The sequence below is a fragment of the Streptomyces olivaceus genome (genome assembly GCF_000721235.1).
GTDB lineage: Bacteria > Actinomycetota > Actinomycetes > Streptomycetales > Streptomycetaceae > Streptomyces > Streptomyces olivaceus.
Map to the genome: position 1 here is coordinate 31,487 of NZ_JOFH01000032.1, position 19,887 is coordinate 51,373.

General features: G+C 71.5%; 19 protein-coding genes and 1 tRNA gene. 14 read left to right on the forward strand and 6 right to left on the reverse strand.

Annotation, left to right across the window (positions count from 1 at the left end):
* Nucleotides 1–126: 126 nt before the first annotated feature.
* Together IG94_RS0129965 and IG94_RS0129970 are read right to left on the reverse strand one after the other, a co-directional pair.
* Nucleotides 127–1,494, reverse strand: a complete 1,368-nt coding sequence (locus IG94_RS0129965) for a sensor histidine kinase (protein ID WP_031044267.1) — start codon at nucleotides 1,492–1,494, stop codon at nucleotides 127–129.
* A gap of 110 nt (nucleotides 1,495–1,604) precedes the next feature.
* Nucleotides 1,605–2,864 carry a sensor histidine kinase gene (locus IG94_RS0129970; RefSeq protein ID WP_031044271.1) on the reverse strand — a complete coding sequence of 420 codons (1,260 nt, stop codon included), beginning with the start codon at nucleotides 2,862–2,864 and terminating at the stop codon, nucleotides 1,605–1,607.
* A 195-nt stretch (nucleotides 2,865–3,059) separates the two neighbouring features.
* On the opposite strand from IG94_RS0129970, the gene IG94_RS0129975 reads away from it, so the two are divergent.
* The 13 genes from IG94_RS0129975 (at nucleotide 3,060) to IG94_RS0130035 (ending at nucleotide 15,228) form a co-directional block, all read left to right on the forward strand.
* Nucleotides 3,060–3,455, forward strand: a complete 396-nt coding sequence (locus IG94_RS0129975; RefSeq protein ID WP_031044275.1) for an NADH-quinone oxidoreductase subunit A — start codon at nucleotides 3,060–3,062, stop codon at nucleotides 3,453–3,455.
* Nucleotides 3,446–4,069, forward strand: a complete 624-nt coding sequence (locus IG94_RS0129980; protein ID WP_031044279.1) for an NADH-quinone oxidoreductase subunit B — start codon at nucleotides 3,446–3,448, stop codon at nucleotides 4,067–4,069. The genes IG94_RS0129975 and IG94_RS0129980 overlap by 10 nt, the downstream gene beginning before the upstream one ends.
* Entirely contained in the window at nucleotides 4,066–5,277 is a 1,212-nt protein-coding gene (locus IG94_RS0129985) for an NADH-quinone oxidoreductase subunit C (RefSeq protein WP_031044284.1), read from the forward strand. Before IG94_RS0129980 ends, IG94_RS0129985 begins: the two co-directional genes overlap by 4 nt.
* A complete protein-coding gene (locus IG94_RS0129990) occupies nucleotides 5,274–6,242 on the forward strand; it encodes a complex I subunit 1/NuoH family protein (protein ID WP_031044286.1) in 969 nt (322 codons plus the stop codon). Before IG94_RS0129985 ends, IG94_RS0129990 begins: the two co-directional genes overlap by 4 nt.
* Before the next feature lie 2 nt (nucleotides 6,243–6,244).
* Nucleotides 6,245–6,829 (forward strand): NuoI/complex I 23 kDa subunit family protein, encoded by a 585-nt coding sequence (locus IG94_RS0129995; protein WP_031044287.1) that lies wholly within the window; start codon nucleotides 6,245–6,247, stop codon nucleotides 6,827–6,829.
* Nucleotides 6,826–7,641, forward strand: coding sequence for an NADH-quinone oxidoreductase subunit J family protein (locus IG94_RS0130000; RefSeq protein ID WP_224326560.1), 816 nt, complete (start codon nucleotides 6,826–6,828; stop codon nucleotides 7,639–7,641). Before IG94_RS0129995 ends, IG94_RS0130000 begins: the two co-directional genes overlap by 4 nt.
* Nucleotides 7,641–8,087: an NADH-quinone oxidoreductase subunit NuoK gene (gene nuoK, locus IG94_RS0130005; RefSeq protein ID WP_031044294.1), complete on the forward strand. Its 447-nt coding sequence runs from the start codon at nucleotides 7,641–7,643 to the stop codon at nucleotides 8,085–8,087. Before IG94_RS0130000 ends, nuoK begins: the two co-directional genes overlap by 1 nt.
* Nucleotides 8,084–10,078, forward strand: coding sequence for an NADH-quinone oxidoreductase subunit 5 family protein (locus IG94_RS0130010; RefSeq protein WP_031044297.1), 1,995 nt, complete (start codon nucleotides 8,084–8,086; stop codon nucleotides 10,076–10,078). The genes nuoK and IG94_RS0130010 overlap by 4 nt, the downstream gene beginning before the upstream one ends.
* 6 nt (nucleotides 10,079–10,084) lie before the next feature.
* Nucleotides 10,085–11,683 carry a complex I subunit 4 family protein gene (locus tag IG94_RS0130015; protein ID WP_031044298.1) on the forward strand — a complete coding sequence of 533 codons (1,599 nt, stop codon included), beginning with the start codon at nucleotides 10,085–10,087 and terminating at the stop codon, nucleotides 11,681–11,683.
* On the forward strand, nucleotides 11,680–13,227 hold the full coding sequence (locus IG94_RS0130020) for an NADH-quinone oxidoreductase subunit N (RefSeq protein WP_031044302.1): 1,548 nt from the start codon (nucleotides 11,680–11,682) through the stop codon (nucleotides 13,225–13,227). The genes IG94_RS0130015 and IG94_RS0130020 overlap by 4 nt, the downstream gene beginning before the upstream one ends.
* A gap of 252 nt (nucleotides 13,228–13,479) precedes the next feature.
* Nucleotides 13,480–14,343, forward strand: coding sequence for a zinc metalloprotease HtpX (htpX, locus tag IG94_RS0130025; RefSeq protein WP_031044306.1), 864 nt, complete (start codon nucleotides 13,480–13,482; stop codon nucleotides 14,341–14,343).
* The gene (locus tag IG94_RS0130030) at nucleotides 14,340–14,756 is read left to right on the forward strand and encodes a YccF domain-containing protein (RefSeq protein WP_031044309.1); all 417 of its coding nucleotides are present in this window, start codon (nucleotides 14,340–14,342) and stop codon (nucleotides 14,754–14,756) included. The genes htpX and IG94_RS0130030 overlap by 4 nt, the downstream gene beginning before the upstream one ends.
* 205 nt (nucleotides 14,757–14,961) lie before the next feature.
* The gene (locus tag IG94_RS0130035; protein WP_031044314.1) at nucleotides 14,962–15,228 is read left to right on the forward strand and encodes a GlsB/YeaQ/YmgE family stress response membrane protein; all 267 of its coding nucleotides are present in this window, start codon (nucleotides 14,962–14,964) and stop codon (nucleotides 15,226–15,228) included.
* 130 nt (nucleotides 15,229–15,358) lie between these two features.
* Here the strand turns inward: IG94_RS0130035 and IG94_RS0130040 are convergent, their stop codons facing one another.
* On the reverse strand, nucleotides 15,359–15,847 hold the full coding sequence (locus tag IG94_RS0130040; protein ID WP_031044317.1) for a YajQ family cyclic di-GMP-binding protein: 489 nt from the start codon (nucleotides 15,845–15,847) through the stop codon (nucleotides 15,359–15,361).
* Nucleotides 15,848–16,083: 236 nt separating this feature from the next.
* Between IG94_RS0130040 and IG94_RS0130045 the strand changes: the two genes are divergently transcribed.
* Nucleotides 16,084–16,165: transfer RNA gene (locus tag IG94_RS0130045), tRNA-Tyr, on the forward strand.
* A 174-nt stretch (nucleotides 16,166–16,339) separates the two neighbouring features.
* Here IG94_RS0130045 and IG94_RS0130050 read toward each other — a convergent pair.
* The 3 genes from IG94_RS0130050 to IG94_RS0130060 form a co-directional block, all read right to left on the reverse strand.
* On the reverse strand, nucleotides 16,340–17,719 hold the full coding sequence (locus tag IG94_RS0130050; protein WP_031044319.1) for a site-specific integrase: 1,380 nt from the start codon (nucleotides 17,717–17,719) through the stop codon (nucleotides 16,340–16,342).
* Nucleotides 17,720–17,775: 56 nt separating this feature from the next.
* Entirely contained in the window at nucleotides 17,776–17,961 is a 186-nt protein-coding gene (locus IG94_RS0130055) for a helix-turn-helix transcriptional regulator (RefSeq protein ID WP_031044323.1), read from the reverse strand.
* A gap of 445 nt (nucleotides 17,962–18,406) precedes the next feature.
* Entirely contained in the window at nucleotides 18,407–19,885 is a 1,479-nt protein-coding gene (locus tag IG94_RS0130060; protein WP_031044326.1) for a hypothetical protein, read from the reverse strand.
* Nucleotides 19,886–19,887: the final 2 nt, after the last annotated feature.

The window sequence follows — 19,887 nt, forward strand, 5'->3', positions numbered from 1 at the left end:
AGACGGCGGGAGGGGGCGGAACGGGACGGCGCCGGGAGCCGTCCGGGACGGACCGCGCCGTCCGCCGCCTGCCACGAGGGGGCAGGCGGCGGACAGCGGGCCGTACGCGGTCGGCGGCCGGTCGCCTCAGCCGGTGACCGGCTCGCTGCGCCACGGCAGCTCGGCCGTCACCCGTGTCGGGCCGCCGGCCGGCGAGTCCACCACCAGGATCCCGTCCACCGCGTCCAGCCGGTCCGCCAGTCCGGCGAGCCCCGACCCGGCCGACGCGTCCGCGCCGCCCACGCCGTCGTCCACGACCTGGAGCAGCAGCCGGTCCTCCACCCGCCACACCTCGACGGCCGCCGCCGTGGCACGCGCGTGCTTGCTGACGTTCTGCAGCAGCTCCGAGACGGTGAAGTAGGCGATGCCCTCGATGGCCGACGCCGGCCGCTCCGTCAGGTCGACCTCCACCCTGACCGGGACGGTGCAGCGCGAGGCGACCGACGAGAGCGCCGCGTCCAGACCGCGGTCGGTCAGGACGGCGGGGTGGATGCCCCGGGCCAGGTCCCGCAGCTCCTGGAGCGCCGTCTTCACCTCGCCGTGCGCCTCGCCCACCATGACCGCCGCGGCGCGGGGGTCCTCCTTCAGCTTCTCCTTGGCCAGTCCCAGATCCATGGCCAGGTTGACCAGGCGGGCCTGGGCCCCGTCGTGCAGGTCCCGCTCGATGCGCCGCAGGTCCGCCGCGGCCGTGTCCACCACGACCCCCCGGTCCGACTCCAGCTCGACCACCCGCGTCGCCAGCCGGGACGGCCCCAGCAGCCCGTGCACCATCACCCGGTCCACCGTCGTCAGCGCCCGCACGATCCACGGCGTGGCCAGGGTGAAGAGCAGCCCGACCAGCGCGGTCACGGTGATCTCGAAGGGGTTGTCCAGGTAGACCCGGTGCGTCTCGTCGCCGTACAGCTGCAGTCCGCCCTGCCCGGCGTACATGGGGAACACCCAGAACCACAGCGGGTACGTCAGCATCGTCCAGCCGACCGACCAGAAGGTCACGGCGACGACGAAGGAGAACACCGCCCACGGGAACTGCAGCAGCGCGTACAGCAGGCTCCGCCACGAGGTGCCGCTCTTGAGTACGGCCCCCATCCAGCCCATCGCCCCCTGCTTCTTCAGCCGCAGAGGCTCCGGCTCGGACACCCGCAGCCCCAGCAGGGCGCGGGCCCGCGCCCGCTCCAGCGCCCCGAAGCCCCGGCACCCCGCGAGCGCCGCCGCCAGCACCGGCACGCCCAGGAACGTCACCAGCAGGCCCGCCCCCAGCGACACCATCGTGACCGCGTACGTGAAGAGCAGGATGCTGATCGGCAGACCCAGCAGCACATGGCCGAACTCCCGCCAACTGCGCGCCTCGAACGGTGCCCGCAGCCCCGCCGGCAGCCGGTGGTGACGCGCACCGGTGTCGCCGGGGAAGCCGGACCCGTTCCCCAGCCCGTAACCGTGTCCGTAATCCGTGGCCATCGGTGCCGTCCCTCTCCTCGTCCTACGGCTCTGCCGTCCTAGCTCCACCCTCCTCCCGAGCCCCTCGCGCGACCATGGAGCCCGTCGGCGTCCCGGGAGGGGGGTTTTCCCTACCTCCCGGACCGCTGCCGGGACCGCCCGGACCCCGAGGGGGCGGAACCGGCCGCGTCGTCTCCCGTACGGTCGCGCCAGGGCAGCTCGGCCGTGACCGTCGTCGGGCCGCCCTCCGGCGAGTCCACGACGAAGAGGCCGTCGACGACGGACAGCCGGTCGGCGAGGCCCTTCATGCCCGTACCGCCGCCCACGCGGGCACCTCCCCGGCCGTCGTCCGCGACCTGTATCAGCAGCCGGTCCGACGCCCGCCACACCTCCACGGAGGCGTTCCGCGCCGCACTGTGCTTGCTGACGTTCTGCAGCAGCTCCGAGACGGTGAAGTACGCGATGCCCTCGATCGCCGCCGCGGGCCGCTCCGCGAGGTCCACCGTCACCCCGACCGGCACGGTGCAGCGCGAGGCGACCGACGAGAGCGCCGCGTCCAGGCCGCGGTCGGTCAGGACCGCCGGATGGATGCCCCGGGCCAGGTCCCGCAACTCCTGCAGGGCCAGCTTCACCTCGCCGTGCGCCTCGTCGACCATGGCCGCCGCCGCGTCCGGGTCCTCCAGGAGCTTCTCCTTGGCCAGACCGAGACCCATGGCCAGGTTGACCAGGCGGGCCTGCGCCCCGTCGTGCAGGTCCCGCTCGATGCGCCGCAGGTCCGCCGCGGCCGTGTCGACCACGATGCCGCGGTCCGACTCCAGTTCGGCGATCCGCCGCTCCAACTCGTCGGACGGCGACAGCAGCCCGCGCACCATGGCCCGGTCGGCGTTGGCCAGACCCCGCGCCAGGAACGGCAGCACCGGCCACAGCACGAAGCACGACGCCAGCACGAGAACGAACGTGAGGATGCCCCACGGGAGCCGCACGAACCCGTACAGGACCGTGCGCCAGCCGACCGGGTCCTTCAGCGCCATCCACAGCCGCGGGAAGAACCCGTCCCCGCTCCGCACCGGCAGCGGGCTCGGTTCGTCCACCCGCACCCCGAGCAGCGCCCGGGCCCGCCCCCGCTCCAGGCGCCCGAGCCGGCGCGCGCCCAGCAGGCCCGCCGCCAGCAGCGGAAGACCGATCACCGTGACCGTCAGCCCGACGCCGACGGACAGCACCGTGACGACGTACGTGAAGCCGATCAGTGACGCCGGGAGATTCGCCAGCAGGTGGGCGATCTCCTTCCAGGTGTGCCGGTCGTAGGCGAGACGGACCGGCGGCAGGCGGTCACCGGTCCCTCCGCCGGCGCCCCGGCCGGTGAAGGGGGATCTCGAGAGGTCTTCGGTCATAGGAGCCAGCGTGCCGTGCGGCGCGGGCCGGCGCCATGAGGCGGACCGCCGGGGACGCACTGAGGAAAACCCCACCCCGCACTTCCGGTACGACGGGCTGCTTACCGCCTCTTTAACAGGCTCTAGACTCCCGTGCGTACGGAAGCGTACGGAAGCGTACGGATCGCAACTCGGGAGAAGGAGCGAGGAACGCACGTGCCGGAACCGACCGTCGGGCTCGCCGCGGACTACTTCCAGTCGTACTCGGTCGTCGGACTGCTCGCCCTCGTGGGCGTCCTCTTCGTCGCCGTCGCCTTCGGAGCCGGACGACTGCTGCGTCCCGTCGTCCCGACCCCCGAGAAACTGCTGACGTACGAGTGCGGCGTCGACCCCGTCGGCGAGGGCTGGGCGCACACCCAGGTCCGCTACTACGTCTACGCGTTCCTCTACGTCGTCTTCGCCGTCGACTCGATCTTCCTCTTCCCCTGGGCGACGGTCTTCGCCGCTCCCGGGTACGGCGCCACCACCCTCGTGGAGATGTTCATCTTCCTGGGCTTCCTCGCCGTAGGCCTGTTGTACGCATACAAGAAGGGCGTCCTGTCGTGGACGTGAACTCCTCCGGAACCGCCCCCGTGCCGCTCCCCGAGCCCGTCCCGCTCCCCGAGCCCAAGAGGCTGGGCACGCTGGCACGCCTCGCCCCCGAGCCGATGAAGGTCGTCCTGAACTGGGGCCGCCGGTACTCCCTCTGGGTCTTCAACTTCGGCCTCGCCTGCTGCGCGATCGAGTTCATCGCCGCGTCGATGGCCCGCCACGACTTCATCCGGCTCGGCGTCATCCCGTTCGCGCCGGGCCCCCGCCAGGCCGACCTGATGGTGGTCTCGGGCACGGTCACCGACAAGATGGCGCCGGCCGTCAAGCGCCTGTACGAGCAGATGCCCGAGCCGAAGTACGTCATCTCCTTCGGCGCCTGCTCCAACTGCGGCGGCCCGTACTGGGACTCCTACTCCGTGACGAAGGGCGTCGACCAGATCATCCCCGTCGACGTCTACGTCCCCGGCTGCCCGCCGCGCCCCGAGGCGCTGCTCCAGGGCATCCTCAAGCTCCAGGAGAAGATCGCGCGGGAGTCGTTGGGGGAGCGGTACGGCGCCGGGCACCGCCCGTCGACGGCCGCGCTGCGGAGCGGCCTGGTGCCACCGCCGGTCCCGGACCCGGGGGAGGCCCGATGACCGCGGCCGGCTGGCTGCCCGCCGACCCCGGGGAACTGTTCGGCGCGGAGGCCACGGCGGAGGAGTCGTACGGCCTGCTGACCGTCGACGTGCCGCCGGCGTCCTGGATCCCCGCCCTCCGGACCGCGCGCGACCGGCTGGGCTGCACGTACTTCGACTGGCTGAGCGCCGTCGACGAGCCGGGCACCGGCTTCCGCGTCGCGGCGCACGTCGTGGCCCTGGGGCCGGTACGCCGGTTGCTGCTGCGTACGACCGTCCCGCACGGGTCCCCGGTGCTGCCCACGGCCGTCGAGGTGTACGCGGGCGCCGCCTGGCACGAGCGCGAGACCCACGAGATGTTCGGCGTCGCCTTCGAGGACCACCCCGCGCTGGACCACCTCCTGCTGCCGGAGGGCTTCGAAGGGCACCCGCTGCGCAAGGACTTCGTCCTCGCGGCCCGCGTGGCCAAGGCCTGGCCGGGCGCCAAGGAGCCCGGCGAGTCCGAGCACGGCGGGCCGCGCCGCCGCCAGATGCTGCCGCCGGGGGTCCCCGACCCCAACGAGTGGGGCCCGCTCAAGGGCCAGTTGCCGCCCGCCCCGGCCCGCCCGGCACGCGGGGCGGGGCGGGCGGCGGGCGAGCGTCCGGCCCGCGCTGCGGGCGACAGGCCACCCCGCCGGACCCGCACGGCCGCCGAGGGCTCGGCCACCCAGACGACGACCGGCGCGGGGGCCCCGGCGTCCGGTGCGGGTGCTCCGGCGTCCGGTGCGGAGACCCCGGCCGGCGGTGCGGGGACGCCCGCGTCCGGTGCGGGGACCCCGGCCGGCGGTGCGGCACCCCGGCGGTCGCGCAGTGCGAGCCAGGGTTCGGCGAGTCAGCGGGCCGCCGCGACGCCCGCCGCATCGCCCCCCGACGAGGCGGCCGCCGAGCCGTCGCCCTCGGCACCGCGCAGCTCGGACGCCCCGTGGCACCACGCCCGCCCGGCGTTCGACGAGCCGACCGGGACTGCCGAGCCGACCGGGGCTGCCGAGCCGGAGACTCCGGACACTCGGCGAGTGTCCGACGAGTCCGAGGCCACCGAAGAGCCCGAGGCGGCGGACAGCACCGACGCTCCCGGCGATTCCCCGAACCCCACGGACCCAACGGACCCACCGAAGCCACAAAAGTCACCGCCCCCGCCGCACCCCTCGAACCCACCGGATCCCCCGACCCCGTCAGGAGGCACGCAGTGAACGACGCGCTCGACGTCACCCTGCGCCTCCTGATCGTCTTCGTCGTCTTCCTCGCCTTCCCGCTGATCGTCGGTCAGACGGAGCACAAGGTGATGGCCCACATGCAGGGCCGGCTGGGCCCGATGTACGCGGGCGGCTTCCACGGCTGGGCCCAGCTCGTCGCGGACGGCGTGAAGTTCGCGCAGAAGGAGGACGTGGTCCCCGCCGACGCGGACCGCCGCATCTTCCAACTGGCCCCCGCCGTCTCCCTGCTGCCGTACCTCCTGGTGCTCCTGGCCATCCCCGTCGGACCCGGTGAGGGCGCGGTCGGCCAGGTCGTCGACGCGGGTGTCTTCTTCGTCCTCGCCGTCATGGGCGTGGGCGTGCTCGGCTCGCTCATGGCGGGCTGGTCCTCCGCCAACAAGTTCTCCCTCCTCGGCGGCCTGCGCACCGCCGCCCAGCTCCTCGCGTACGAACTCCCGATGCTGCTCACCGCCGCCTCGGTGGCGATGGCGGCGGGAACCGTCTCGCTCGTCGGCATCCTGGACGTCTTCGAGTGGTGGTGGCTGCCCTGGCAGATCGTCGGTGCGATCGTCTTCTTCGTCGCCGGGCTCGCCGAGCTGCAACGGCCCCCGTTCGACATGCCGGTGGCCGACTCGGAGATCATCTTCGGCGCCTACACCGAGTACACCGGTCTGCGCTTCGCACTCTTCCTCCTCGCCGAGTACGCCGGGATCGTCGTCCTGTGCGGCCTGACCACCGTCCTGTTCCTGGGCGGCTGGCACGGCCCCTGGGGCGCCGACGGCCTCGGCTGGGTGTGGACCCTGCTGAAGACGGCCGTCCTCGCCTTCGTCGTGATCTGGCTCCGCGTCACCTATCCGCGCATGCGCGAGGACCAGTTGCAGAAGCTCTCCTGGACTTTCCTCGTCCCCCTTTCCCTCGCCCAGATCGCCCTCACCGGCATCGTCAAGGTGGTGATCCAGTAACCATGCCCCCCATCCCCGGCTCGGGCCTGGCCAAGGGCCTCGCCGTCACCCTGCGCACGATGACGAAGAAGACCGTCACCGAGCAGTACCCGGACGCCCAGCCAGAGCTGCCGCCCCGCACGCGCGGCGTGATCGGCCTGTTCGAGGAGAACTGCACGGTCTGCATGCTGTGCGCCCGCGAGTGCCCCGACTGGTGCATCTACATCGACTCGCACAAGGAGACGGTCCCCGCGGCGGCCCCCGGAGGGCGCGACCGCAGCCGCAACGTCCTCGACCGTTTCGCCATCGACTTCTCCCTGTGCATGTACTGCGGTATCTGCATCGAGGTCTGCCCCTTCGACGCCCTGTTCTGGTCCCCGGAGTTCGAGTACGCCGAGACCGACATCCGCGACCTCACCCACGAACGCGACAAGCTCCGCGAGTGGATGTGGACGGTCCCGGCCCCGCCGGCCCTCGACCCCGGCGCGGAGGAGCCGAAGGAACTCGCCGCCGCCCGCAAGTCCGCCGACAGACTGGCCGCCCAGCAGGAAGCCGCCCGAGCGGCCGGACCGACGGCGCCCGAGCCCGGACAGGAGGGCCCGGAATGACCCTCGCAGCGGCCGTCGGCCACCTCGCCGCGGACTCCTCCACCGCGGCCCCCGCACCGCACGGCTTCCTCTCCCCGACCGGTGTCGAGATCGCCTTCCTCCTCGTCGGTCTCGTGACCTTCGGCGCCGCCGTCGTCACCGTCACCACCCGGCAACTCGTCCACGCCGCCCTGTGGCTGGTGGTGGCCCTCGGCGGCCTCGCCGTCGAGTACCTGCTGCTCACCGCCGAGTTCATCGCCTGGGTGCAGGTCCTCATCTACGTCGGTGCCGTCGTCGTCCTCATCCTGTTCGGCCTCATGCTCACCAGGGCGCCCATCGGGCGGTCCCCGGACGCCGACTCCGGCAACCGCTGGGCCGCCCTCGCCGTGGCCGCGGCCGCCGCCGCGTCCCTGGTATGGGTCGTCGTCGACGCGTTCCGCACCACCTGGATCGACCTGGACGGCCCGGCGGCCGGCTCCACCGACGTCACCGGAGCAAGCCTGTTCCAGAACTGGGTCCTCCCCTTCGAGGCCCTATCCGTCCTCCTCCTCGCCGCCCTGGTCGGCGCGATCGTCCTGTCCCGCAAGGCCCAGCCGGCCGCCACCCCGGCCGGAAGCGCCCCAACACGCCCCGACGCCGCGAACGTCCCCGGCGGGAACGGCGAGACGGGCGAGCACGGCAGGAACGGTAAGACCGGCGAGAGCGGCAAGCCCAGCGAGCACCGCGAGAGCGGCGGGAACGGCGGGAACGGCGAGCACCGCAAGACCGGCGAGAACCGCGAGAGCGGCAAGGCCGATGAGGCCGGCAAGGCCGGCAAGGGGGACGACCGCTGATGCACCTCGCCTACCCCGCCGTCCTCTCCGCCCTCCTCTTCTGCACGGGCGTGTACGGCGTCCTCGCGCGCCGCAACGCGATCCTCGTCCTGATGTCGGTCGAGCTGATGCTCAACGCCGTCAACCTCAACCTGGTCGCCTTCGACGTCTGGCTCAGCAGGGCCGCCGAGGAGACCCTGCACTCCGGCCAGGCCCTGACCCTGTTCACCATCGCCATCGCCGCCGCCGAGATCGGCATCGGCCTCGCGATCGTGCTCGCCGTCCACCGCAACCGCGGCACCTCGGACATCGACAAGCTCCGCGACACCGCCGAGGGCCACGGACCCGACGGACCCGCCGACCCCGACGACCCCGACGACCCGGGCGACCCGGCTGTCCCGGGCGGCCCCGACACCGACACCCCCGCGACCGGGACGGCCGCCGAGAAGGCTGAGGCCACCGCGTGACCACGACCACCCTCGCCGTACTCGTTCCCCTCGTCCCGTTCCTCGGGGCGGTCGCCGGGCTCCTCCTGGGCCGCACTGCCCCCGGTTTCGTCCGCCCGCTCGCCGTCCTGCCGACCCTGGCCGCCCTCGTCCTGGCCGTACTGGTCGCGGCCCGCCAGGGCGGCGGCGCGGCCGTCGACGCCGCCACGGAACTGACGCCCACCGGCTCCGTCCCCGTCGAACTCGCCCTGCACGTCGACGGCTTCGCCGCCCTCGTCGCCGTCCTGGTCGGCACCGTCGCCACGTGCGTGCAGCTCTACTCGACGGGCTACCTCCGCGACGACCCGCGCTACGCCTCCTACGCCGCGCTCGTCTCCCTGTTCACCTCCGCCATGTTCCTCGTCGTCTACTCCGGCGACCTGATGGTGCTGCTGGTCGGCTGGGAGATCATGGGCATCTGCTCGTACTTCCTGGTCGGCCACTACTGGGAGACACCCGAGGCCCGCGCCGCCTCCCTCAAGGCCTTCCTGGTCACCAAGCTCGGCGACGTCCCCTTCCTCATCGGTCTGCTGGCGCTCGCCACCGAGGCCGGCTCCTTCCGCATCACCAGGATCCTCGGCGCGGTGGCGCACGGCTCGCTCGACCACCCGACGCTCATCGCCCTGCTGCTCCTGGCCGGTGTGGCGGGCAAGTCCGCGCAGTTCCCGCTGCACACCTGGCTTCCCGACGCGATGGCCGGCCCGACTCCCGTCTCCGCGCTGATCCACGCCGCCACGATGGTGGCCGCCGGCGTCTACTTCGTCGCCCGCCTCCTTCCTTTCTTCGAGGCATCCCGGGCCGCGATGGTCGTCCTCGCCGTCATGGCCGCCGTCACGATGGTCGGCTCGGCCCTCGCCGCGCTCGCCCAGGACGACATCAAGCGCGTCCTCGCCTACTCGACGATCGGCCAACTCGGCTACCTGACCGGTGCCCTCGCCGCCGGCGACCGCTCAGCCGCCGTCTTCCACCTCCTGTCCCACGGCGCCTTCAAGGCGCTGCTGTTCCTCGCCGCCGGCGTGATCATCCACGCCGCCGGCACCAACTCGCTGGCCGCCATGTCCCGTATGCGGGGCCTGCGCGACCGCGTCCCTGACGCCTACTGGACGACGACCGTGGGGCTGCTCGCCCTCGCCGCCATCCCGCCCTTCAGCGGCTTCTTCTCCAAGGAGTCCGTCCTCGGCGCCGCGGAACACGTGGCCACCGGCCACACCGAGCACGCACCCGGCGCCGCGGGCTGGACCGTCCTCGTCGCAGGCCTGATCACCGCCCTCCTCACCGCCGCGTACGCGACGCGCCTGTGGCTGCTGGCCTTCCGCGGCAGCGGCGCCGAGGCCCCGGACCACGGCAGGCAGCCCGTCGTCATGAACGCCGTGCTCTGGGTGCTCGCCATCCCCTCCCTCGCCCTCGGCGGGCTCGTCTTCCGGCTGCTGCCCGACTGGTTCGACGGCCAGGACCTCACCCCGACCCTCACCACCTCCGTGCTGGGCACGGGCGTGGCCCTGGTCGGCGGCATCGTCACCTACGCGGCCTGGCGGCACACCACCGTGCTCGCCGCCCGTACCCCGCTGAGTGCGGTCGCGGCCCACCCGGAGGGCGACGCGGCGCTGGTGGAGGCCGAGGCCATCGCCAGCCACCGGCCCGCCTACGGAGACATCGCCGGGGCCCCCGACCCGGCGGACCCCGGCCGGCTCCTGCTGGGCCCGCTGCACCGGCCCGCGGCCGCCGGCTTCCATCTGGACGCCGTGTACACGACCCTCTTCGTCCGCCCCGTCCGGGCCGGCGCGAGCCTCGTACGCTTCCTCGACCGCGAGGTCGTCGACACCTACGTACGTGCGGCGGGCACGTGGCCGCGCTGGCTCGGGGCCGCCGTGCGACGGGCCCAGACCGGCAATCTGCAGACCTATGTGAGCGCGGTGCTCGCCGGCACCGTCGTCCTCGCGGTCGCCGCCGTCCTCGTCGCCACGGGAGCGTGAGCAGGCGTGATCGATATCAACGAGTCCGTGATGCAGTTCCTTCTCGCGTTGGTCGTCGTCGGCCCGCTCCTGGGAGCCGCCGCCGCCCTCCTGCCGGCCCCGCCCGGACTGAAGGGGAAATCTCCCGAACAGGCCGTCCTGCGGCACGGCGTCACCGTCACCGGTGCCGTCCTCGCGGCCGTGATCGTCCTCGCGCTGGGCTTCGACCACGACCACCCGTCGAAGATGCAGGCCGGCACGGACATCAGCTGGATCCCGGCACTCGACGTGCGCATCCACCTCGGCATCGACGGCATCTCCCTCCCTCTGCTGGTCCTGACCGCGCTGCTGACGTTCCTCTGCGCGCTCTACTCGTACTTCGAACAGCGACAGGAGCGGCTGACGCCGCGGGCCCCGCGCCCCAGCCCGAAGGCCTTCGTCGCGCTGCTGCTCGTCCTGGAGTCCGGCACCCTCGCGACCTTCGCCGTCCTCGACCTGGTCCTGTTCTTCCTCGCCTTCGAGACGGTCCTCATCCCGATGTACTTCCTCATCGCCCGTTGGGGCGGCGAGTCACGGGCCGCGGCCGCCTGGAAGTTCATCCTCTTCACGCTCCTCGGCTCCGTCGTCATGCTGCTCGGCCTGCTGCTGATCGGACTCAACGCGGGCACATTCGACATGGTGGCACTCGCCACTGACAACGGCCGGTCGCTCACCGCATCCGTGCAGGTCGTCGCGGTTCTGGCGATCGGGATCGGGCTCGCGGTGAAGACGCCGATGTGGCCGCTGCACAGCTGGCTGCCGGACGCGCACACCGCCGCTCCGACCGTCGGTTCGGTCCTGCTGGCCGGGGTCCTGCTGAAGATGGGCACGTACGGGTTCGTCCGGATCCTGCTCCCGGTCGCGCCGGACGGCTTCCACACCTTCGCGCCCTACCTCGCCGCCTTCGCCGTGGTCGGCATCGTCTACGGCTCCCTGGCCTGCCTGGCCCTCGCCAGGAGAGGCGCCAGGGGCGACCTCAAGCGCCTCATCGCCTACTCCTCCGTCGGCCACATGGGCTTCGTCCTGCTCGGCATCGCGACCATGACCCCGACCGGCGTGAACGGCGCGCTGTTCGCCAACGTCGCCCACGGCCTCATCACCGGCCTGCTCTTCTTCCTGGTCGGCGCCCTCAAGGACCGCACCGGAACCACCGACCTCGACACCCTGGCCGAGGAGTCCGGTCACGCCCTGTACGGCAGGGCGCCCCGCCTCGGCGGCCTGCTCGCCTTCGCCGCGGTCGCCTCGCTCGGACTGCCGGGCCTGGCCGGGTTCTGGGGCGAGATGCTCGCCCTGTTCGGCGCCTTCGACCCCCACGACGACCTCAGCCGGCCCGCCTTCCTCACCTTCATGGCCGTCGCCGCGTTCGGCACCCTGCTGACCGCCGCGTACATGCTGATCGTGGTCCGCCGCGTCTGCATGGGCGCCGTGCCGCGCGAGGCCCCGGAACTCACCGACGTACGCGGCTACGAGTTCGCCGCCTGGACCCCGCTCGTCGCCCTGACCGTCGTCGCCGGACTGTGGCCCAGGACCCTCCTCGGACTGACCGACCCGGCCGTGCAGCAGCTCCTCTCAGGAGGCACCCGATGAGCTTCCCGGCCCAGAACCTCGCCGAGGCAGCGTCGCAGCCCCCGGCCCAGAACCTGGTCCAGTCCGTCGACTGGCTCGCCATCGCGCCGCCCACCATCACGGCCGTCGTCGGGCTCGTCGTCCTCGTCGCCGACCTGTTCGTCGCGGACCGCCGCAAGCCGCTGCTCGGCTGGGTCTCGGTCGCCGGACTCGCCGCCTCCGCGCTCATGCTGCTGCCCCTGGTGAACGGCGACCGCTCGGCGTTCTGCCTGGCCGGCGACCCCGGGCTGTGCAGCTACACCGCGGACACCTTCACCCTCGCCGTCCAGTTCCTGGTCCTCGGCGGCGCCCTCCTGACCGCCCTGCTGTCGGTCACCGCCGTCAAGGACGCCGACCGGGGACTGCCCGAGGGCGAGTTCTGGTTCCTGCTGCTCTCCTCCGCGGCCGGTGCCGCGCTCCTCCCCGCCTCCCGCGACCTCGCGACCCTGATCGTCGCCCTGGAGGTCGCCTCGCTGCCCGCCTTCGCCCTCGTGGGCCTGCGCCGGGGAGACCGCAGGTCCTCCGAGGCCGCCCTGAAGTTCTTCCTGTCCTCGGTCACCGCGACCGCGGTCTCCCTCCTGGGCGTCAGCTTCGTGTACGCCTCCACCGGCACCCTGTACCTCACCCAGGTGGCCGAGCGCATCCAGCACGTCGACGGGCAGCTCACCACGCTCGCCCAGACCGGCGTCGTCCTCACGCTCGTCGGCTTCGCCTTCAAGACGGCCGCCGTACCCTTCCACTTCTGGGTGCCCGACACCTACGTCGGCGCGCCCCTGCCCATCGCGGCCTACCTGTCCGTGGTGGGCAAGGCGGTCGGCTTCTCCGGACTCGTCCTCGTCACGGTCGTCGCCCTCCCGTCGTACGCCGACGCCTGGGGCCCCGCCCTGGCGGCGCTCGCCGCGCTCACCATGACCGTCGGCAACGTCGGCGCCCTCCGCCAGCAGGGCACGCGCGCGTACAGCGCGGTACGCCTGCTCGCCTGGTCGTCCGTCGGCCAGGCCGGCTACCTGCTGGTGCCGATCGCCGCCGCCGCGTACTCCGACGACCCCGAGGGCGCGGTCGGCTCCACCGTCGCGTACGCGCTCATGTACGCCGCCGTGAACCTCGGGGCCTTCGCGGTGGCCGCCGTGGTGGGTCGCACCAGGTCCCTGAACCGCGTCGCCGACTACCGCGGCCTGTACGCCTCGAATCCCCTGACCGCCCTCCTGCTGGCGTTCTTCCTGCTCTGCCTCGCCGGGCTGCCGCCCGGCGTCATCGGCCTCTTCGCCAAGGTCACGGTGTTCTCCGCGGCCGTCGACGCCGGACTCGGCTGGCTGGCCGTCGTCATGGCCGTCAACGTCGTGATCGCCCTCTTCTACTACCTCCAATGGACGGCCCAGCTGTTCCGGACGCCCGAGGAGGCGACCGCCGGGCACCGCCTCCCCGCTCCGCTCACGGCCGCGATCAGTCTCACCGCGGTCCTCGCCGTCGCCCTCTCCGGAGCTCCCCAGCTGATCCTCCGCTTCGCGGACACCGCACTGTTCTGACCCGTCCCCACGCGCGCGTGCGGCACCCGGCGCCCACGCGCGCGTGCCGTCCGCCGCGCCGTCACCCGTACGGACCACACGCACCGCCGGGGCGCCGGGGAACTGGCGGCCCTCGCCTCGCGTTGACCAGTACGGAAGGGTCCACTGGACGTGCTGCCACGGCACCGGTGGCATCGGAGACCAGGAAGCCACCACAGCGAGCGAGACCAGCAAGCAAAGGGTTCCCCTGCTGCACCACTTGGAGGGCGTACCGTGCACCGCCGGCACAACGGGCTCAGGACCGCAGTACTCCTCGGAGGACTGTCGGCACTCATCATCGTCATCGGCAGCTTCTTCGGCCGAGCGGGGCTCGTCGTAGCCGTCCTCGTCGCCCTGGGCACCAACGCGTACGCGTACTGGAACAGCGACAAGCTCGCGCTCCGCGCGATGCGGGCCCGCCCGGTCAGCGAGTTCGAGGCCCCGGCGCTGTACCGCATGGTCCGCGACCTCTCCACCCAGGCCCGGCAGCCCATGCCCCGCCTGTACATCTCACCGACGGAGGCACCGAACGCCTTCGCGACCGGACGCAACCCGCGCAACGCGGCCGTGTGCTGCACCGAGGGCATCATGCGCCTGCTCGACGAACGTGAGCTGCGCGGCGTCATCGGGCACGAGCTGAGCCACGTCTACAACCGCGACATCCTGATCTCGTCCGTCGCCGGGGCCCTCGCCTCCGTGATCATGTTCCTGGTCAACTTCGCCTGGCTGATCCCCGTCGGCCGGTCCAACGACGACGACGGCCCCGGTCTGCTGGGCATGCTCCTCATCATGCTGCTCGGCCCGCTCGCCGCCACCGTGATCCAGCTGGCGATCAGCCGCTCCCGGGAGTACGAGGCGGACGCCTCCGGCGCGCAGCTCACCGGCGACCCCCTCGCCCTCGCCGGCGCCCTGCGCAAACTGGAATCGGGCACGAAACAGCTGCCGCTGCCCCCGGAGCCCCGAATCGAGACAGCCAGCCACATGATGATCGCCAACCCCTTCCGCCCGGGGCAGGGACTCTCCAAAATGTTCTCGACCCATCCGCCGATGGCGGAGCGAATCGCCCGACTCGAAAAGATGGCAGGTCGCCAGCAGTGAAGACCATTCTCAACGTCATATGGCTCGTGCTCAGCGGCTTCTGGCTGTTCCTCGGCTACCTGTTCGCCGGCGCGCTGCTCTGCATCACGATCATCGGCATCCCCTTCGGGATCGCGGCCTTCCGCATCGGCATCTACGCCCTGTGGCCCTTCGGATACATGGCGGTCCAGCGCCGCGACGCCGGAGCCGCCTCCTGCATCGGCAACGCGCTGTGGCTGGTCCTCGCGGGCTGGTGGCTCGCCCTCGGCCACATCGTCACCGGCGTCCTGCTGTGCGTCACGATCATCGGCATCCCGCTCGGCGTCGCCAACTTCAAGCTGATCCCCGTCTCCCTCCTCCCGCTGGGACGCGAGATCGTGCCGACGGACCAGCCGTTCACGGTCGCCGCCGCGAACCAGCGGACCGGCTGGTAGCGGCACCGGCGCGCACCCCGGCAGGCCGGCCGCCCCGCCACGGAGAGGACAGCCACCGCGGCGCACCCGCACAGGCTCCTACTGAGCGGCGCAACCATCGTCCGGGCGCCCAACGTCCTCCCCGCTAAGAGGACGTGAACACCACGGAGGAAACGCCGCGGCACCTGGAAGGTGCGGGCACCGCGAGAAAGGGCAGGGTCACGGCATGACCGTCATCAGCTGGATCATCCTCGGACTGCTGGCCGGAGCCATAGCCAAGTTCCTGCTGCCGGGCCGCGACCCGGGAGGCTTCGTCGGCACCACGCTCATCGGCATCGCGGGCGCGTTCATCGGGGGCTGGATATCGGCCCGCTGGCTGGACCACCCGATCAGCAAGGGCTTCTACGACGGCGCCACCTGGGCGGCGGCCATCGGCGGATCGCTCGTGCTCCTGGTCGCCTACCGGCTCCTCTTCGGCAACTCGCGCAACTGAACGCGCCCGTACCGCGGACGGGAAGGACGGGAAGGACGGGAACCACCGGTGCCCACCCTCCCCACTTGTCCGATTCCCTCGTACTCCTCGTACTCCTCGTGCCGGGCCAGCGAGCCGTCGGCTCAACGAGTCACCGGTAGTTGACGAACTGCAGGGCGAAGTCGAAGTCCTGGCCCTTGAGCAGGGAGATCACGGTCTGCAGGTCGTCCCGGCTCTTCGAGGACACCCGCAGCTCCTCGCCCTGCACCTGGGCCTTCACACCCTTGGGGCCCTCGTCGCGGATGAGCTTGGCCACCTTCTTCGCGTTGTCCTGGGAGATGCCCTCCTGGATCGACGCGAAGATCTTGTACTCCTTGCCGGAGAGCTGGGGCTCGCCCGCGTCCAGAGCCTTCAGCGAGATGCCGCGCTTGATCAGCTTGGACTGGAAGACGTCGAGGATGGCGTTCACCCGGTCCTCGGAGTTGGCCTCCATGAGGACCTGCTCCCCGGACCACTTGATCGAGGCGCCCACGCCCTTGAAGTCGTAGCGCTGCGAGATCTCCTTGGCGGCCTGGTTGAGGGCGTTGTCGACCTCCTGCCGCTCGACCTTCGAGACGATGTCGAAACTGGAGTCGGCCATGTCCTGTGGCTCCTTGTATCTGGGGCGTGTCGGGCCGCGTATCGGGTCCGTACCGGCATACGTCGGCGGCCGCCGGCACCCGGCAGGGGTCCTCGGCCGCATTCGCACAAGCCTAGCCACCCGCCACACCGCGGGCGGCGATCAATCGGGTGGCGGAGCACCCCCGCGTATCAGGTATTGTTTACGTCGTTGCCACGGAGCACCGCCGCAAGACGGCGCGAAGGGCAGCGAACCCCGGCGGTGTGCCCGAGCGGCCAAAGGGAGCAGACTGTAAATCTGCCGGCTCAGCCTTCCCAGGTTCGAATCCTGGCGCCGCCACGCTGAGGGAAACCCCCTCTGACCAGTGAACAGTACTGGTCAGAGGGGGTTTCTTCGTGCCGTATCCCGTTCGATTCCCGGCGGGTACGGCTCGGGCGTGTCTCACCTCGTACCGCCCGTATCCCACCTTCGATCAGTGCGTGTCCCCCAGGTGTCCCCCGGGGGTGAGTGTGATCACTCCGGTTCGTTCCACTCCCGCAGAGCGGCATCAATCCGGCTGTTCGCGTGCTCCCGCGTCTGGTCAAGCACCTTGGCGTACACCTTGTGCAGCACAGCGATGCTGTGGCCGGCCCGACGGGCGCACTCCATGGCGTCCACTCCGGAACTGAGCCAGAACGACACCCCGGCGTGCCGGAGGTCGTAGGGGCGGCGGGCCAGCAGCGAGGCCGTCTCAGCATGGCTCAGCACGTCGCCCCTAGCTTTGGCCCAGACCTCGCCGTATCCGGTCTCTTGCAGCAGACCACCCCGGTTCGTCCGGAAGAGCCGACCATCGGGCGCCGTGCCGTGCGAAGCGACATGCTCCCGCAGCAGCCGGACGAAGTGCGGCGGGATCGGGACCGGACGGGAGTCGTTCTTGGCACGGGCCTTGAGGTGACGTGCCTCATGCGCCGTGCCGTCGTCGGTCCAGCTCCGTCCGGCCCGAACGATCCCCTGCCGCAGGGTGAGCGTCCCCCACCCCGTCTCCGGGAGGTGACACTGGCTCGCGCGCAGCGCGGCGGCCTCGGCCGGCCGCATGGCCGCGTAGTACAGGCACCCGAAGAAGGCTTCCAGGTGCCGCCCGCGCGGCCCCTGCTCGCGCACCCCCGCCAGCAGGGCGCGGACCTGGCGCGGGTTGGCGACGCTCTCGGGGTCGACCTCTTCCACCGACTTGGGGGCGGTCCATTTCACGGCACCGATCGGATTCACCGGCATGCTGAAGTACTGCTCTTCCACGGCGAGCCCGAGAACGTCACTCAGGCAGGCCCGCTTGCGCTTCGCGGTCCGCGGCGCCGCCTCTTTGCCGTCGAGCCGCAGGGAGAGCGCATCCAGCGCCAGACGCACGGTCGCGGGGTCCTCCAGAGCGGAGACGGGCAGCGAGTGCTTGGCGACCCAGGAGAGAGCGCGGGCCACGTCGTCCGGGGGCGTCTCGCCCCAGCGGTTCCGGTTGTACGCCCACCCGTAGAGTGCGCGCCGCATGAGGGCGGCGTCGGGCATCCCCGTTCGCGTCTTCACGAGGGCGGGGGTGATGGTCGCCAGCGCGTCGGCGTAGTTCTTCCGGGACTTGGCCGGCGCCAACGCCCACTTGCGATCGACGTACGCGCGGCTGTGCTCGTACCAGGTGATAGAGCCCAGCTTGGCGCGCAGCTCGGAGACCGGAAGCCCCGTCTCCTCGTCGAACTGGTCACCGCGTCGCACGGCGGCCATGAGTTCCGACCGGCGCCCTTCGGCCTGAATCTTGAGCGTGTAGCTCTTGGAGTGCTTCCGCGTTCCCACCAGCCACCGGACGCGGTAGGGCTTGGGCCGCTCCTTGCGGATCTCGATGGAGTAGAGGCGAACGTCGTAGGTCAGTGCCATGGGAACTCCAGAGGGGCCCGCCGGAAGCGGGCCCCTCGTTTCTCGTGCGGTGATGGTCAGGCGGCGTCTTCGATGGACGTCCACCAGGCGTCAAGGTCGGTGCGGCGGCAGCGGATCTGCCCGTTCGGGAGCTTGATGAGCTTGGGGGCCTTGCCGCGGGCGCGCATGCGGTAGAAGGCGGCGCGGCTCATCTCGATCTCTTCGAGGACTTCGGGGAGCTTGAGCATCTTGGGGCGGGCCATCGTTGAGACTCCTCGGTCAGTGCTCTCAGGGTGTTGGTGTGTCCGAGGTTCGGATTTCTGCGTCACCGCGTCACCTGCGTCACCGATGCTGTCTGACCTGCGGCTTTTGGGTGACGCAGTGCGCCGGGGGTGCGTCACCGGTGACGCAGGCTGTCCGTCACCGGTGACGCGGGTGACGCGGGGTGACGCAGACTTTCCGGCTCTGCGTCACCCCTGTCTGTGCAGGTCACGTGCCGTATTTGGGGTCGCGGTGACGCAGGTGACGCAGCGTTCCCTACTTAGGAAAAAAGGAGGGCGTCTGTGGGTGGTGTGGGTGCGGCTCAGGGAGTGGAGAAGGAGCCGCTTCGCGGCGCGTCTTGCGCAGGGCGGCGCGCCGCCGAACGGCAAGAGGAGCACCAAGGCGCAGGGTGCTCCTCTTGCTTGTGAGCGGCGTGGTGCCGCGCGGTCAGAAGGCCGCTTCCTGCTCGGACGCCGGTGGCACGGTGGCCGGACGCGCGATCTCGATGTAGCGGGCGGCGTTGGTGCGTCCCCAGTCGATGAGGACGCCCCGGGCCGCGAGGGTGGGCTGTAGGCGCTTGAGCCGGTCCGAGAGCACCTTGCCCGTGGTCGGCCACCCTTTCGGCAGGGGACGGAAGTCCTCGCCTGTGTAGAGGCCGGTGAGGCAGTGCAGCCATTCGGCCGATGCCATCCGCTGCTCGGTGCCCGGCTCGACGCCGGCAGCGTGCTTGAGCACGGTCTGTGCCAACAGGTCGCCCTCGATGACGTCGTCGTTGAGGTCGTCCAGGCTGGCCCGGTACGCGGCCAGCGCCCCGAGTCCGGTGGCTGCGTCGAGCTGGGCGCACAGGTGAGCGAAGTCCGCCATCCGCAGGTCGGTCGGGGTGTCCGCCTCGGCCGCGCGGACCTTGACGGTGAGGTCCAGGAGCGAGCCGAGGACGACGGGCAGGACTTCGGCGTACTCCGTCCACAGCTCATCCTCGGTGCGCCGCACCTTCGGCCGTTCCAGGCGCAGGGGCAGGAGGCGTTCGGCGAGGTCGCCGCGGATGAGGCCCACGTCGATGCCGGTCAGGAGCAGGGGGCGCCGGTATCCGACGCGGAACACGTCCCCGTCGGTGAACAGGGCGCGCTTGACGTTCTCCGCGCCGGTGACGATGCAGCACACGGCGTCGGACAGGTCCGGGGTGAGGTGGGAGAGGTTGTCCAGCGCGGTGACCCATCCGGCGGCGACGGCCGCGATCAGGTTCTCCTCGTCCTTGGGGGCGCGGCGCAGGTCGCCGGTCATGCCTTCGATGATCCGTACGAGCATCCGGCCGCCGGTGGACTTGCCGGCGCCCTGCGGCCCGGTCAGGAACGGGGCGGGGACGGGTACGGACGGTCCGAGACAGCCGATGAGCCATGCGATGGCCAGGCACTCGGTCTCGGCGGTGGCGAAGTTGCACAGCCTGAGCAGGAGGTCGATGCCCTTGCCGTCGGTGTCCTTGACCGGCACCGGCAACTCGCCCGTGAGCTGTGTGCGGCGCCAGCACACCTCACGCGGGTCGGGAACCGTGACCTCCCACCCGGCGGGGTGGATACGGACCGACCGGCCGTCGGCGCGTCCCAGGTCCAACCAGGTCGCGCCGTCGAATCCTGGGGCGACGCGGATGTGCACGGGCTGTACCTCCTCGGTCAGCGCCAACGCCTCGATCAGGTCGAGAGCTTCCTTGAGGGCGGTGCCGTTGAAGACGCCTTTCCCGTCGCGGAAGAGCCCGACCATGAGTTCCTGCCGGTGACTGCCCGTCGTGCCCTGGGAGCGCATAGGGCGGGCCACGGGGTGGCCCTTGCGCTGCGCGTACACGGTGCCGTCGGCGGTACGGAAGTACCGGAAATGCTCCTGCGCGTAGTCGGTGATGATCTCGCGTGCCGGAGTCTTCTCGTCCTCGGACATGA

Coding starts and splice junctions, on each gene's coding strand:
- IG94_RS0129965 (WP_031044267.1), bottom strand. CDS start 1,494: ATGGCCACGGATTACGGACACGGTTACGGGCTGGGGAACGGGTCCGGC.
- IG94_RS0129970 (WP_031044271.1), bottom strand. CDS start 2,864: ATGACCGAAGACCTCTCGAGATCCCCCTTCACCGGCCGGGGCGCCGGC.
- IG94_RS0129985 (WP_031044284.1), top strand. CDS start 4,066: ATGACCGCGGCCGGCTGGCTGCCCGCCGACCCCGGGGAACTGTTCGGC.
- IG94_RS0129995 (WP_031044287.1), top strand. CDS start 6,245: ATGCCCCCCATCCCCGGCTCGGGCCTGGCCAAGGGCCTCGCCGTCACC.
- IG94_RS0130000 (WP_224326560.1), top strand. CDS start 6,826: ATGACCCTCGCAGCGGCCGTCGGCCACCTCGCCGCGGACTCCTCCACC.
- nuoK (WP_031044294.1), top strand. CDS start 7,641: ATGCACCTCGCCTACCCCGCCGTCCTCTCCGCCCTCCTCTTCTGCACG.
- IG94_RS0130020 (WP_031044302.1), top strand. CDS start 11,680: ATGAGCTTCCCGGCCCAGAACCTCGCCGAGGCAGCGTCGCAGCCCCCG.
- IG94_RS0130035 (WP_031044314.1), top strand. CDS start 14,962: ATGACCGTCATCAGCTGGATCATCCTCGGACTGCTGGCCGGAGCCATA.
- IG94_RS0130040 (WP_031044317.1), bottom strand. CDS start 15,847: ATGGCCGACTCCAGTTTCGACATCGTCTCGAAGGTCGAGCGGCAGGAG.
- IG94_RS0130050 (WP_031044319.1), bottom strand. CDS start 17,719: ATGGCACTGACCTACGACGTTCGCCTCTACTCCATCGAGATCCGCAAG.
- IG94_RS0130055 (WP_031044323.1), bottom strand. CDS start 17,961: ATGGCCCGCCCCAAGATGCTCAAGCTCCCCGAAGTCCTCGAAGAGATC.
- IG94_RS0130060 (WP_031044326.1), bottom strand. CDS start 19,885: ATGTCCGAGGACGAGAAGACTCCGGCACGCGAGATCATCACCGACTAC.